Origin of the sequence: Sphingobium limneticum (assembly GCF_008710165.1) — a bacterium.
Classification (GTDB): domain Bacteria; phylum Pseudomonadota; class Alphaproteobacteria; order Sphingomonadales; family Sphingomonadaceae; genus Sphingobium; species Sphingobium limneticum.
Window position 1 is genome coordinate 13,493 of record NZ_VYQA01000031.1, and the last position, 14,467, is coordinate 27,959.

Consider the following 14,467-nt stretch of genomic DNA (forward strand, 5'->3'; position numbering starts at 1 on the left):
GAAGATTGCCCGGCGCGTCTAGAAGCGACCGCTCAGGCGAACGCCAAGCTGTCGCCCGCGCGAATATGTTCCCATCTCGCCGAATGTCGCTGGAATGGTCGGCAGAGCGAAGCTCAGATAGCGCTTGTCGGTCAGGTTCCTTCCGAACAGCGAGATTGTCCAGCTGCTGGAATTCGGGCTGAGGTCGAGGTTCGCATCGAGCTGGGCATAGCCCTTCTGGCGCTCATCCGGCGAATTCGTGCTGCCTGCATCATAGGAAGAACGTGCCGATACGTCGATCCGGCCGGCGAGGCGGTAATCGCCGCCGAGCGGCTGCTCATAGGCGATCCCAAGGTTACCCGACCATTTCGACGCATAGGACGTCGGCGCGCCGGAGAGGTCCTGGGTGCAGGTCGGGCCGGCAATCAACGACTGCTCGTTCGTGCATGTCGCACCAGGAAAGCTCAGATATCTGGCATCGAGATAGGCACCGTTGAAATCGATACGCAGGCGGGGTGCAGGGGCCCAGTTGAGCTCGAGCTCGACACCGCGCGTCCGCGCCTTGCCGACATTCGACACGAGGAACGACGAGACGTTGTCAAAGACCGAAAGCTGCAGGTCCTTGAACGTAGTCGAGAAGATGGTGAGCGCATAATCGAGGTGGCCGCTCGCGAGCCGGCCCTTGGCGCCAAGCTCGAAGGACGTCGCCTTCTCAGGACCGAACTTGGTCGCGTTCGGATTGGAAGCAGGGGAGATCGCGTCGACGCCGCCGGCCTTCGACCCGCTGACGAACTTGGCATAGACCATGTTCGCCGGCGCGATCTCATATTGTACGATGACCTGCGGCTGGAAGTAGCCGTCATTCTGTTGAATGCCGCGATAGTCATGCGGCGAGACGCCGAGAACCGCCAGCTGAACTGGATCAAGCGCGGGATTTATCTGCTGCGCCACCGTAGCCCGCTTCGTGTTTCTTGGAAGCGAGGGAATGATATTGGCCGTCGCAAGCAGCTGGTTCACGTCCTTTCGTGTGTCGGTATAGCGGAAACCAGCTTCCACCTTGAGCTTTGGCGTGATCCGCCAGCGCAGGTTTGCGAAGCCCGACCAGGCATCGGTGTCCTGATCGAAGCTCAGATAGCGTGCGAAGGGTGGAACAGGGACCCCCAGAGGCGCCAGATTGAACTCGATCAACGTGAAGGCACGCATCTCGTCGTGCTGATAATAGCCTCCCAACGTGTAATCGAAATCGCCCGACGTGCCCTCGAAACGGATTTCCTGCGCAAACTGCCGATAGCGGTTGAAGATAAACGCGTTGAAGATGTCAGCAGCTAGCCCATCGCCGTCGGCGGACGTCGACGACATGTAGTTTCGGTAGCTGCTGGTCGAGATCAACTGTCCGCCAAGGACGTGATAATTGACGTCGGCCTGATAGGTCTGGTTTCGGAGATGGGCGTAGCCTTGCTGGAAATACGGCGGGCCGGCATTCGAGTTTGAGGTCCGCCCATCCAACTTCGTGTCATCGAAGAGACCTGGCACCGCGAGGGACTGCTTGTAGACTTGGATGTTCTCGCCCTCATCGAGAAGCCGGTCATATTCGGCCTTCAATTGTATCTGAAGATCGGAGCTGGGCTCGATGCGCAGGATAGCGCGGCCAGCATAATTGCGCGTGCGCGGGCTGTCGAAGCCCGTCACGTTGTTGTGTATCCATCCCTTGTCGAGATGCTGCAGCAAGCCCGCAACCCGCAGGCTGACGCCATCTGCAATCGGGAGTGTTGCACCTCCCTGTACATTCGTCTCATTGCTGTTGAATTCATAGCCGATCGAGCCATCCGCCTCGAAGCGGTCACCGGGCTTTCGCGTCGTGATGTTGAGAGCGCCCGCCGTCGCGCTATTGCCGAACAGCAGCACCTGAGGTCCACGCAGCACTTCGACTCTTTCCAGGTCGAACAGGGGAATGCGACTGTCTTGGTCTCGCCCATAGGACACGTTGTCGACGAATTTTCCGACCGATTGATCGAAGGAGAGATTATCGCCCGAGCCAAAGCCACGGATAAATGTCCGAGGCTGGATGGTACCGTAGGAGACAGTTAGGTTTGGGAGTGTGGTCACAAGATCGACCATCTGCGTGATGTTGCGATGCGTGAGGGTGTCACCCGAGACGGCCGTAAGCGCGACAGGCACATCGCGAAGATTCTCGCTCCGCTTACGCGCCGTCACGACGATGTCCTCCAAGGCACCTTCGGTCGAGCCTCCCGGTCGAGAGCTGTCATCCTTCGTGGCACCGACGCCCGACGCCACCGGTGACGCGGGTGCGTTCGTGGCAGTCTGAGCGCACGCTGCGCTCAGTGGGTATGCAGTGGCGAAAAGGCCGATCGCACTCCCCGCGAGCAGGCTCCTCCTCATGTTCGGATGTCTCAATCAATCCTCCCTAGACATGCGTTATTGCGTGTTCTCTGGGCGAGATTATTTGGAGGGCAGCGCTGGCGCTTGGAGAAACTGGGCTGCATTATTTGTAGCTTTGCGCCGTCAAGTATTGCGAACGGGGAACGGCCTGGAGGGTCAGCATCCAGCAGCACCGAGCGGGAATTCATTTGGAAAAGCTTGTCGCCTTGCGGTCCAAAGGAACCCGGGCGGACTCAAGCGGCGGCGAGCATCCGCGATGCTCGCTCGGAGACACCGCGAATCCCACCAATACCGACGTGTGACGTCCTCTCTTCTCGCAGCGACCGGGGCCAAGCGAAGTCAAATTCGCGGACCGGATTTTCCAAGTTCGACGGTGACATCGACCGTAAACTGGCGAACCGGGATCGAGCGAAAATCCCCCGACAAGGATAAATCCGCCGGGAGAGGCCATGGAAATCTTCAGTACATTTTCAAGCCGAAATCTCATTTCGGTCTCGGCAATCAGCGCATTCTCGCTTCTTGAAAGCGCGCGCAATTCGTCGTGCGGCTCATTCGCGTCGGCACGATCTTCCTAGGTAGCACCAGCCGGTCGGCACCAAGCAGGAGCTATGGCCGAGCTCTCGGTCGGTCCAGATCTCTGAGGAGACAATATATATGCCAGACTATGTCATTATCGGGGGCGGCTCGTCCGGAGGCGTGATCGCCAGTCGTTTGTCGGAAGATCCGGAAACGACGGTATGCCTGCTCGAAGCTGGCGGATCGGGTAATTCCCCGCTCGTTTCGACACCAGGTGCCTTTGCGGCACTGATCCAGGATTTTGCGATCAACACCCTCAACTGGCGGTACAATACCGAACCAAACCCGGCGCTGAACGGCCGCCGCCTCTATAATCCTCGCGGCAAGATGCTGGGCGGATCGAGCGGCATGAACGGCATGGTCTACATCCGCGGCGACCGATCCGATTTCGACACATGGCGCGATCTCGGCAACCAGGGCTGGTCGTACAACGACGTCTTGCCTTACTTCAGAAAGGCGGAGCGCAATGTCCGGGGCGACAGTCAATATCATGGCGCCTTCGGTCCGCTTCACGTGTCCAACGGCGATGCTTCCTTCAAAGCCTATGGCGCCTTTATCGAGGCCGCTGCATCGCTTGGTCATCCACAGAACGAGGATTTCAACGGCGATACCCAGGAAGGGATCGGTGTCTACCAATTCACCGTCAAGGACGGCCGGCGGGCCGGTGTGAAGCGCTGCTATATCGACCCGATGCTCGACCGACCCAACGTCCGCGTTGAGGTGAATGCGCGCGCGAGGCGGATCGTTTTCGAAGGCAAGAGGGCGGTTGCCGTGGAGTTCGTCCAGGACGGCCAAGTGCGGCGAGTCGATGTCCAGAAGGAGGTCATCGTCAGCAGCGGTTCGTTCAATTCACCCCAAATTCTGATGCTTTCTGGTGTTGGCCCGCGCGCCGAGCTCGACCGGCATGGCATAGAAGTCGTTCAAGAAATAAATGGCGTCGGGCAGAATCTGCATGATCATCCCGACGTCATGATGATCTTCGAGACGCGCAAGCGCATTGGCATTGCGCTCAATCCATTGGGATTGATCAAGAGCACAAAGGATCTTCTGCACTATATCGTGCGCAAAGGCAGCTGGCTGGGCAATCCGCCGACTGCCGCAGGAGGGTTCCTGCGCTCCGATCCCGATCGGGACCGCCCGGACTTCCAACTCCACGTGATTCCGCTAGCCTATCGCGACCACGCACGCGACTATCGTTTGATGACGAAATGGGGCTTCACGGTTCTCATCAATATCGGTCATCCCAAGAGCAGAGGTGCAGTGCGCCTTCGCGATAGTTCCGCTCTGTCCGATCCCCTCATCGACCTCAATCTTCTGAGCCATCCTGACGATCGAACCGCGTTACGAAACGCCTTCAAGATAACGCAGGACATTCTTTTCTCAGAGACGATGAATGACGTGGTCAAGCGACCGCTCTACCCCACCCACAAGCTGAATGAAGATCAAGAAATTGACGCTTACCTCACTGAACATGTGAATCATTCTTATCACCCGGTCGGCACGTGCAAGATGGGAACCGACGCGCTGGCGGTTGTCGACACTCGTCTCAAGGTTCGAGGGCTGCAAAATGTTCGCGTGGCTGATGCCTCGATCATGCCAACGATCATCAACGGCAATACGAACGCCACTTGCATCATGATCGGCGAAAAAGCAGCAGACATGATCGTAGAGGACCAGAGACCTCAATGACCCCAAAGCACTGATGGCGCGTATTGGCCGCCAGCGTGACACGCTGGCTAGTCTAGATGGTCAGGCGGCTGCTTGGGAGCATTATAGAGCTATAGAGGCAGGTTAGTCACCCTGCCGCGAGCAGGAGGAAAGACTTGATCGGATGTCCTATATTGGCGCCGTATCGAAAGCTCCATTCGGCCTCGCGCTGACGAGCGTCGTCGTGGAAGCGCTTCGGTCAGTCGGGAACCATGCGGAGCTGGACGTGGCGCCGTCGCCCCAGACCCGCGAAAATGGCAGGCGGTGGTGCGCGTTGATGAGGACGGCCAGCGCCGCTCGGTAGCTGTCATCGCGGATATAGGCGTCATGGGTCCACAGGAGCTGATCGCGCGTGACGCCCTGGCTCGCGGCCGCCATGCGCGACAGGCCGAGATTGGTTGCGTCGGCGAGGATCGTGGCGAGCAGCGCGTTTTCATTGGGGCACGCCTCGCCGGTGCGCAGGTTGGTGAACGCTGCGAGAAAGCCGGTTTCCTGCGCCACCTCATGCAGCAGCTCGGTGATGCGGATGCGTGGCATCATGGCATCGAGCCGGTCAGCCAGTACTTCGGCATCGGGTGTCGCGATCGTGCGTATCGGCGATATCTGGAGGCGGCCGTCGCGGAACCGCACACCTTCCAGAGCGTCGCGCTTCAGGCGCTGGGCGAATTTCTTCAGCCGCCAGTCCAGTTCGCGGCCCCGCTGTTCGAGCCATTCGCTGGCTGTGGGTGGCAGGCCAAGAGCCGATACGATCGGCTTGGCCTTCGGATCGCTGAGCAGGTAGCTGTCGAACCGGCGGTATCCCGCCGATCGCTCCACCCAGACATCCCCGGACCGCAATTTGTTGCGCAGATGCGCGATCGTTGCGATCTCCCAAAGCCTCCGGTTGATCTTGCCGTCATCGCCAACAACGATTTTCCGCCATTCCTTGCGGAAGGGCATCGGAGCGTCGGGAGGCAGATCGCGTTTGCCCGACCTGTTGAGGTCGCGCAGCATCTCGACAGCGGCGATCGTCTTCGCGCTGCCCTTTCCCGCCCTGAACTGGAGCGCTTCAAGCAGATCAGGGGCGAACTTACGCAACGTCGCATAGCGATCGGCCGCGACCGTCAACGGGTCGAGGCTCGCGGTTTCCGCGATCGTCGCTACTTCTGGTCTGGCCTTCAGGAGGGTGTTCTACCCGACCGAAGCGTCCAGGGCCTCTATCGGATCTTCGCCGGTATCGACTGCATCGGTGAGTGCGTCGATCGTCCTGCGAAAGATCAGCATCAGCCGCGCGACGTTCTTCGACGTGGTGGCATAGCTGCGCGCCTGGGCGTTCTTCGCGCGGGTGAAGATGCTGCCGATCAGCTTGTCCGCCATCTCCAGAGCGCTGTCAGTCAGCCGTTCTTCGAGGTCGAGCAGGAAAGCAACAAGCGTGGCGCGCCGGCGGGAGGGGATATATCGCTCGATCATATAGGCAGGCGAAGCGCGGCCTTCCCTGACATATTGCCGAAATCGGTCCCCATGGATGCGGCCAGCTACGTCGGGAGAAATGCCGATCTTCCGCACTTGCCACAGGCGGTCGAGAATCTGGCGGATGTGATCGGGTTTGGCCGCGACGGGAATGGTCTTGAGCAAAGCAAGCTGGCTCATGCCGTCGGCGTCGTCAAAGAGCTGGTCGAGGGCGTGGACCTGTTCGGCGCTGAGATCGGCGATCAGGGCATAGGCGGCCTGCTTACGGGCACGCGCACGTCCCGCGCTGCTGGCGCGTTCGATGGTGGAGATGGACGGCAACAGAATCCGGACCTCGCGAAGGGCGGTGGCGACGCCGGTCGCGATCGTCATCCCCTTGTCGGTCGCCCATGCCGTTTTCGCGGCCGCTTCGATCATGAAGGGAATATCGGCGCGGGTCGCCCCCCGAAGTCCCAAGCGCACCGCCAACACACGGGCATGATCCGTCATTGTCTGATCTCGCGCCGCATAGTTGGCCAGGTCGGTTACGTGCAGTCCAAGTTGCTCCGCGACGAAGGCGGCGAGATCATGGGGTATCGCTCCCCTGTCCTGTATCAACTGCGCAAGCGTGATGCCCGGGTGCCGCAAGAGCGCGAGTTGCAGCGCGACGCCCAACTGGTTCCGTTGCTCCCGTCGCGCGCCGATGATCTCGATATCCGAAGGCTCGAAGGTGTAGAGCCGTGCCAAGTGGTCGCGATCAGTCGGGATGGCGAGGATCTGGTCGCGCTCGCTCTCGGTCAGGAGTTGATGCTTGCGCTTCGTCATGCCGATTCCCGTCCACAAAAGGTCATCTGTGCCTATGGACAGCCATGAGTAAAGAGACATAGTATGTGGACGGACATGGATTGGGCAAAGCGGTCGCCCTTCATAGCGTCCAGAGAACGACCGTTTGGGAGACGTGCGGCATGGGTGATATTCTGGGCTATGCCCGCGTCAGCACCGGCGATCAGGACGTTGCGGGCCAGACCATGCGTCTGGAGAAGGCTGGCGCCATCAAAATCTTCACCGATGTCATTTCAGGTAAGAGCATGGAACGGCCCGGTCTGGCTGAGCTAATCGCCTATGCCCGCAAGGGTGACACGCTGGCGGTGGTCCGCCTCGATCGGCTTGGGCGCTCGCTTGCCGAACTTCTCACCACGGTTGAGACGCTACGCGGTCAGGGCATCGCGCTCCTGAGCCTTGAAGAAAAGATCGACACTTCGTCAGCTGCCGGCGAGCTCATCTTCCATGTGTTTGGGGCCATCGCCCATTTTGAGCGACGGCTGATTTCTGAGCGAACCAGAGATGGTATTGCCGCCGCCCGTGCTAAGGGCAAACAGCCTGGCCGTCAGCCGCTGGACATGTCCAAAGTGGATGCGGCCATCAAGCTGGTCGAAGCTCGTATCTCGCCTACCGAAGCAGCGCGGCAACTCGGCATCGGCCGATCGACCATTTATCGCGAAATGCGTAGGATGGGAATCGAACGGCCCGCCTGATTAAGCGCCCGTCCGTTCGCATCGAGCGTTCGCCATGCGTTCTCGCTTAGCGTTGTTTAGCGTACTTTCCACGCTATGCCCTCGAGATAGGATTCGCCCGGATAGAGATGGGTGAAGACCGACCAGTGAAAGACCATGTCCAGCGACGCGTCGGGCGCAACGATGGCGGGCGTGACGTTGAGCAGCACGTCATAACCCGGACATTGGCGGGCCAGCTCGTCGATCAGTTCCTGCACCACATCCGCGCCGGTATAATTGCCCGTCCACCCATGGCGGACCAGCGCCTGCGCCGTGCGGCCGCAACCACAGCCCAGATCATAAACGGTCATGCCATCGACCAGTCCATGATGTCGCAGCACCGCGACATGACCGTCGCCAATCGACATGAAATCCGCCATCGTCGGCGCGCCGATCGCCTGCGCCAGCGCAAGCGCCGGGTCGTCGGGCAGGGATTTCAGCTTGGCGCGGACGAGCGCCCGATAGTCGCGGACGGAATGGCTTTCACGAGCCTTGGCCGACGAACGCTTCCCGCGAAGAAAATGAGATAGCCTGATCATCAAAGTCTCCGCCGCAGATTATGCTATAAATTCATAAGGATGAAAGACGATTGCAGCCGGATTGCCAATCGTTGTCAATCCGATCCGAACAGATCCCGCGTAAAGATCTTGTCCGCGACATCCTCCATATCCTGCGTCATGCGGTTGGCGATGATGATGTCGCATTCATGCTTGAACGCCGCCAGATCGCGCACAACGCGCGATCCGAAAAACGCCTCTTCCTGCATCGCTGGTTCGTAGATCACGACCTCGATGCCCTTGGCCTTGATCCGCTTCATGATGCCTTGGATCGAGGATTGGCGGAAATTGTCGGACCCGGCCTTCATCACCAGGCGGAAGACGCCGACCTTCTTCGGGTGCTTCGCGATGATCTGGTCGGCCAGGAAGTCCTTGCGGGTATGGTTGGCCTCCACGATCGCACGGATCAGGTTTTGTGGCACTTCCGAATAGTTGGCGAGTAGCTGTTTGGTATCTTTGGGCAGGCAATAGCCGCCATAGCCGAAGCTGGGATTATTATAATGCGACCCGATGCGCGGGTCGAGGCCGACGCCGGTGATGATCTGGCGCGGGTCCATATCATGGGCGATGGCGTAGCTGTCCAGTTCGTTGAAGAAGGCGACCCGCATGGCGAGATAGGTGTTAGCGAACAGCTTGATCGCTTCGGCTTCGCTGGGGTCGGTGAAGAGGATTTCGACGTCCTTCTTGACCGCGCCCTCCAGCAACAGCTCGGCAAAGATACGCGCCCGGTCCGACCGTTCGCCCACGATGATGCGCGAGGGGTGGAGATTGTCCTGCAATGCCTGGCCTTCGCGCAGGAATTCCGGGCTGAAGATGACCTGATCGGCGCCGAGACGGCGGCGGACATCCTCCACAAAGCCGACGGGGATGGTCGACTTGATCACGATGGTCGCATCGGGATTGGCCGCCTTGGCGGTCTTGATCACCGTTTCGACCGAGGAGGTGTCGAACTTGTTGGTGCCGACATCATAATTGGTCGGCGTCGCGACGATCACATAATCGGCGCCGTCCAGCGCCTGGTGCGGGTCGAGCGTGGCGGTAAGATCAAGGGGACGGGTGGCAAGGAAGCTTTCCAGTTCGGCGTCGACGATCGGCGATTTGCGCGCGTTGAGCATATCGACCCGTTCGGGGGTGATGTCGACCGCACGCACTTCATTATGCTGGGCCAGCAATACGGCGTTGGAAAGGCCGACATAGCCAAGCCCGAAAACGGCGATCTTCATTCTTCGTTATTCCTTGCATCACGCGCCGTCATGGACGCACCCGGATCTCGCATCTGGCATTCCTGCGACGGATAGGGCCGACTTACAACCATTGATCAAGGAGGGCGAAATGCAATTTTCCCTTTCATCTGCTATATATGTGATAAAGGACATTATCACATATATGGGCTTGTGATTCGTTTTTCATGCTGCCGTCGATCAAACTGCCTTCCATCACCCTGCCGCCGATCGTGGCGGAGGCGCCGCCGCATGTGCACATGCGCTTTCTGGAATTTTTCGCGGCCAATATTCGCAACCCGCATACGCGGCGCGCCTATGCGAAGGCGGCGCGCGATTTCATGATCTGGTGCCATGGCCATGGCGTGCGCAACTTGAGGGACATCGCGCCTATCCATGTCGCCGCCTGGATCGAGACTTTGGGACAGTCGCTCGCGGCGCCGAGCGTGAAGCAGCGGCTCGCCGCGATCCGCCATCTGTTCGACTGGCTGGTGACGGGGCAGGTCATCGCAACCAATCCCGCCGCCAGCGTACGCGGTCCCGCGCACAGCGCGCGGACCGGGCGAACGCCGGTGCTGGAGGCGCAGGAGGCGCGGGCATTGCTGGACGCGATCGACATTTCGACGCCGGCGGGCCTGCGCGACCGGGCGCTGATCGGTTTGATGATCTACAGCTTTGCGCGCGTCGGCGCGGCGCTGGCGATGAAGCGGGAGGATGTCTTCGTGCAGGGACGGCGGCTATGGCTGCGCCTGCATGAAAAGGGCGGCAAGCGGCATGAAATGCCGTGCCACCATAGTCTGGAGGACTATCTGCTCTCTTATATAGAAGCATGTGGGCTGGACGAGGGCAGGGGGCCGCTGTTCCGCACAGTCGAACGGGGGCGCCGCACCCTGAGCGACCGGGCGCTGCGTCAGGCCGAAGCCCATGCCATGGTCCGGCGCCGCGCGCTGGCTGCCGGGATCGCAACGCAGATCGGCAACCACAGTTTTCGGGCGACCGGGATCACCACTTACCTCAAAAATGGCGGCACGCTGGAAAATGCCGCGGCCATGGCCAATCACAGTTCGACCCGCACGACGCAGCTCTATGACCGCAGGCGCGACGATATCAGTCTGGCCGAGGTGGAGCGGGTGCGGATCTGAAATTATAAGAGTTTTTTATTAAAATTAAAAAGAAGTGACTGGATCATTGATCAAGTCACTTCATGTAAGCACTTCTTAGTCGATTGGATTTTCGTCTGGTTCCTGATGCCCAGCCAACATTTCGATTTCGCCTGCCAACAACGTGCCATCAGAAACCTTAAAGCCACTGGCTTCGTCGATTACGTTATCGCCTTGATATTGGCCTAAGAACTGCTGAAAACGTTCAAGGGCTGCCCTTACATCGTCTGGCATGATCTTCTCCGACAGAGCGTGATTGCCCCTCTGTAAGACGCCCGTTTCCCCACTTTGTTCATCATGGGAAACACCGATAATCCTCGACACTGTCAGATCGCGGATGGCCAAGAATGCTGCACAGCCGCCAACCTCCTGACCGCTTTGGACCTCACTGCAAGACGCTAGAGCGTGATTACGGGCTGACCGCCCCTCTGTCACCTCGCTAGCCCCGCAGCCTTCTTTGCAAGGCTTATCCAGCGGCGGCTGACAATGGCGGATCGCTGGAAAAACCGCTGTCATTCGCCAACCACAACTCAACCCACACGGCGCAACTTTATGACCGGCGGCATAACGACCTCAGCCTGGCAAGGATGGGAAAGGTGCGGATTTAGGCTTTTATAGTTCAGCCTTTGTAGTAATGCATTTTTTCATTACATGTGGTTTAGCATTGAGGATGACCATGGCCACATTGAGCGTGACCGCACGAGGTCAAGTGACTTTCCGGAAGGATATTCTGAATCATCTCGGCATCCAGCCTGGAGGCAAAATCAGGCTCGATCTGTTGCCCGACGGCAGAGCGGAGCTGAAAGCCGACAAACACAAAGGGGCATGGCGGACATTGCATGGCATGCTCAAAGGCAGGACCAACGGCGCTCGCTTCACGATCGAAGAAATTAACAACGCCATTGCCAAAGCAGTTGCTGCTGCCGGCATGACCGGCTTGGATGATAAATGAGGATTACAGCCGACACGAATGTCTTGCTGCGCCTGATTTTAGCAGATGACGAAACGCAGAGCCTGATTGCCGTCGAAACGATGGAGCGCGCAAGCCTGGTTGCCGTTAGTGTACACACTCTAGGCGAACTCGTTTGGATAATGGAACGACTTTACAAGGCAGCCCGGCCAGACATTGCCATCGCGATCAGGGCTTTGATCGACACGGAGAATGTCGTCATCAATCGGCCTATGGTAGAAGCAGGCCTTACTGTCCTGGATGCAGGAGGTGATTTTGCTGACGGGGTTATCGCATTTGACGGTCGTTTCCATGGCGGCGAAACTTTCGTCTCATTCGACAAGCAAGCGGTTAAGCTGCTGCAAGGGCAGGGGATTGCCGCCCTGCAATTAAAATAGTCATGCGATCGGTGTTCACTCTCTAAAGTCGAAACACCGGCAGCGTTTCCTGCCCTGATCTGCGTACAATCGATCTGACGGAGTTGGGCTATAAACAGGCGCTCATCGGGTCAGCGTCGATATCAACCTGCACTGTCGGGCTTCACCTCAATCGTGCATCGCACCGGCTCTTTGGCTTTCGCGGCTCGCTCACGACACGCCTGCACAGTTTTACGGTTGGCATCCGACAATGGCGACGCAGCCACAATCGCGCTCCAGCTTTCCGGCGCGGCCGCCTGCATCAAACGCTGCCCCGCATCCCACGCACCGCGCTCATCAAGAACGCGGGTCGCCATGCGCTCGGGCCAGCGCCAGCTTGTCGGCATCGACCGCGCGATCGGCCCCGCCAGCACCGCGTAGAACAACAAGCCCAACACTAGGCCGCCGCCACCGGATATAAACAGCCAGCGATTTTGCTCGTCACCCCGACGTGCTGATGAAAGTCGGTTGCTGATTTTGCGGGCAGCCTGATCCAACCCCGCGCGCGCTTCGGCGATAAGCCGTGCATCCTCCCGACGCGCGCCACTAGCCGCCGTCGCTATATCGTTCGACATGGAACCGGGCGTCATCGACAGGAGCGTGCTTTTGGCGATCGGATCAATCCGCTGAGCAAGAGCCACCAATATCTTTTCGGTGCGCTCAAGCGTCGGCTGATAATCGGGAATATCGATGGACTCGCGCGCAGCGGTCAGTCCCTCGACAGCGGCGCGCAGCAACGACACCTCGCGCGTGAGCTGCTCGAACGCCCGTGCTGCGCCGTCCTCGCCCTGCCCGTCGTCCTCATCCATATGCATCTCCTTACCGGCTCATGCCGTGATCACGACCTATCCCAAGTTCCTGCGTCAACTGGCGGCCCAGCTCGCCGCTACCCATCTCACGGCCCCGGTTCATGCCAATCTCAAGGCCAAGATCACGGGTGCGACCACGCAACACCGATTCCATTTGCGGATCGCGCTCAAGACTTTTGGCCATGCTTGCCATTTCCTTGCTCGCACGCTCGCGGCCTGTCATGTCACCGGCGCGATAAAGCCGATCGCGGTCCTGAGAGAGCTGTTGCCAACATTCCACGAACCGATCTGCGCGCAGATTGGGGTCGGCCCGCACACAGGCTTCCTGTGCCATCGCTTCGATCATCGGGCCACTGCGCCCCGCCGCTGCATCCAGCAACAGGGCAGGATCGCGCTGCATCGCCGATTGAAGATCGCGCGAGGCTCCCGGCCTGATCTGCTCAAGCGCCTGACTGGTGCGTTCCAGCGCGACCTTCTGATGCTCCAGAATCGGCGCGCCCGATGCGCGGGCCTGCAACACCGCCTCGACCGATCGCGAAGCCCGTTCAACGGCGCGCACATAGTCGCGATCCTGGTCACGCACAGGGGTTTTTGTCGGCAGGGACGGGGCAGGCGTGGCATTGAGCTTCAAGCCCGCAAACATGCCGCGCCGCGGTTTCTGCTCGGCCGCGGTCGTGCGCTCGACCGGCCCCGGTTTGAAACCGGCAAACGCTCCGCGCTCGACAGGCGCTATCTCGCCACGCGGATCTCGCTGGATGGCGCGCGCATTGTCGGGCAAACGGATCTCGCCCGACAAGCCGCGACGGTCGGCGAAAGCACGAATATCCTGCGCCATATCGCGGGAATAATCGGATGCCATATCCTTCGCCCGTTCGCGCCCAAGCGTGCGGGTGAGTTGGCGATCATCGGCAAAATCATCGCGGCCATAATGAAGCTGCACGCCGTCGCGGTGCCGCGATAGCGCCACATAGGCGGAATGACGGTCCATACCGGGGGTAGCGAGGACATGCGCACGATCGACCGTCACACCCTGCGACTTGTGGATGGTCGCTGCATAGCCATGATCGACATGGGCATAGTCCTTGAGGTCGAATGCGACACTGCGCCCGTCATCGAGGCGCACCGCCATGCTGTCGGGCGATACACGCTCGACCTGCCCCAGCGTGCCGTTCTTCACGCCTAGCCCACGCTCGTTCTTCAGGAACATGATGCGGTCGCCGCTGGCAAACGCGCGCGTGCCACGCTCCGTCTGCACCTCCACGTCTTCCCCCAGCCCCTGTCCTGAGCCTGTCGAAGGATGGCCGACGTCGCGCAGTCGATCGCGCGCAGCAAGATTAAGGTCGCGCACCTCTGCATTGGTATGGGTAAGAATGATCTGACTCTTGTCGGGATCGGCGCGGCGCTGCGCGTCCCATGTGTCGATCAGCTCGGCACGCGCCCGCTCGCGCGTTTCGGCCGCGTAAACCATGCCATGCGCCGAATAGGCGTGGATCGCCTCGCCTACCCTGCCTGTCGCAAGCGCCTTCGTCGCATCGCGCTGCCAGTCTTCGCGTTGTCTGCGTATCTGGCCCAGTCGGCCCGAAGCTGCGATTTTGGTCATCTTGGAGAACACGTCGGGAACGGGCTGGTTGTTGTTGACGATCGCCCATGCGAGGAACGACGTTCCGCTCCGATAAGGGAGCGGCGTTATGAGCCTTGGCGTTTCGAGTGGGG

At 59.7% G+C, this 14,467-nt stretch carries 11 protein-coding genes and 1 pseudogene; 5 read left to right on the forward strand and 7 right to left on the reverse strand.

Annotated features, from left to right (window positions below):
- Positions 1 to 18: 18 nt before the first annotated feature.
- Positions 19 to 2,208 carry a TonB-dependent receptor gene (locus tag F4U95_RS22785; protein WP_161601906.1) on the reverse strand — a complete coding sequence of 730 codons (2,190 nt, stop codon included), beginning with the start codon at positions 2,206 to 2,208 and terminating at the stop codon, positions 19 to 21.
- Positions 2,209 to 3,033: 825 nt separating this feature from the next.
- Here F4U95_RS22785 and F4U95_RS22790 point away from each other — a divergent pair.
- Positions 3,034 to 4,644 carry a GMC family oxidoreductase gene (locus tag F4U95_RS22790; protein WP_084439106.1) on the forward strand — a complete coding sequence of 537 codons (1,611 nt, stop codon included), beginning with the start codon at positions 3,034 to 3,036 and terminating at the stop codon, positions 4,642 to 4,644.
- A gap of 168 nt (positions 4,645 to 4,812) precedes the next feature.
- On the opposite strand, the pseudogene F4U95_RS25480 reads toward F4U95_RS22790, so the two are convergent.
- Positions 4,813 to 6,915: pseudogene (locus F4U95_RS25480) on the reverse strand (Tn3 family transposase); the annotation flags it as partial.
- Positions 6,916 to 7,055: 140 nt separating this feature from the next.
- On the opposite strand from F4U95_RS25480, the gene F4U95_RS22800 reads away from it, so the two are divergent.
- Positions 7,056 to 7,625 carry a recombinase family protein gene (locus tag F4U95_RS22800; protein ID WP_011607925.1) on the forward strand — a complete coding sequence of 190 codons (570 nt, stop codon included), beginning with the start codon at positions 7,056 to 7,058 and terminating at the stop codon, positions 7,623 to 7,625.
- Positions 7,626 to 7,681: 56 nt separating this feature from the next.
- On the opposite strand, the gene F4U95_RS22805 is transcribed toward F4U95_RS22800, so the two are convergent.
- Entirely contained in the window at positions 7,682 to 8,182 is a 501-nt protein-coding gene (locus F4U95_RS22805; protein WP_246171690.1) for a class I SAM-dependent methyltransferase, read from the reverse strand.
- Between the two features lie 74 nt (positions 8,183 to 8,256).
- Positions 8,257 to 9,423 carry a nucleotide sugar dehydrogenase gene (locus tag F4U95_RS22810; RefSeq protein ID WP_150426887.1) on the reverse strand — a complete coding sequence of 389 codons (1,167 nt, stop codon included), beginning with the start codon at positions 9,421 to 9,423 and terminating at the stop codon, positions 8,257 to 8,259.
- Between the two features lie 185 nt (positions 9,424 to 9,608).
- Between F4U95_RS22810 and F4U95_RS22815 the strand changes: the two genes are divergently transcribed.
- Positions 9,609 to 10,562, forward strand: a complete 954-nt coding sequence (locus F4U95_RS22815) for a tyrosine-type recombinase/integrase (protein ID WP_150426888.1) — start codon at positions 9,609 to 9,611, stop codon at positions 10,560 to 10,562.
- 75 nt (positions 10,563 to 10,637) lie between these two features.
- Here F4U95_RS22815 and F4U95_RS24995 read toward each other — a convergent pair whose 3' ends face one another.
- Positions 10,638 to 10,925, reverse strand: coding sequence for a hypothetical protein (locus tag F4U95_RS24995; protein ID WP_150443161.1), 288 nt, complete (start codon positions 10,923 to 10,925; stop codon positions 10,638 to 10,640).
- Positions 10,926 to 11,250: 325 nt separating this feature from the next.
- On the opposite strand from F4U95_RS24995, the gene F4U95_RS22820 reads away from it, so the two are divergent.
- Together F4U95_RS22820 and F4U95_RS22825 are read left to right on the forward strand one after the other, a co-directional pair.
- On the forward strand, positions 11,251 to 11,532 hold the full coding sequence (locus tag F4U95_RS22820) for an AbrB/MazE/SpoVT family DNA-binding domain-containing protein (protein ID WP_246171691.1): 282 nt from the start codon (positions 11,251 to 11,253) through the stop codon (positions 11,530 to 11,532).
- On the forward strand, positions 11,529 to 11,927 hold the full coding sequence (locus F4U95_RS22825) for a type II toxin-antitoxin system VapC family toxin (protein ID WP_150426890.1): 399 nt from the start codon (positions 11,529 to 11,531) through the stop codon (positions 11,925 to 11,927). The genes F4U95_RS22820 and F4U95_RS22825 overlap by 4 nt, the downstream gene beginning before the upstream one ends.
- Positions 11,928 to 12,049: 122 nt before the next feature.
- Here the strand turns inward: F4U95_RS22825 and F4U95_RS22830 are convergent, their stop codons facing one another.
- Together F4U95_RS22830 and F4U95_RS22835 are read right to left on the reverse strand one after the other, a co-directional pair.
- Complete coding sequence (locus F4U95_RS22830) at positions 12,050 to 12,754, reverse strand: DUF6118 family protein (RefSeq protein ID WP_150426891.1); 705 nt, start codon at positions 12,752 to 12,754, stop codon at positions 12,050 to 12,052.
- Between the two features lie 10 nt (positions 12,755 to 12,764).
- The coding region (locus F4U95_RS22835; RefSeq protein WP_150426892.1) for an AAA family ATPase at positions 12,765 to 14,467 on the reverse strand (1,703 nt) is incomplete at its 5' end.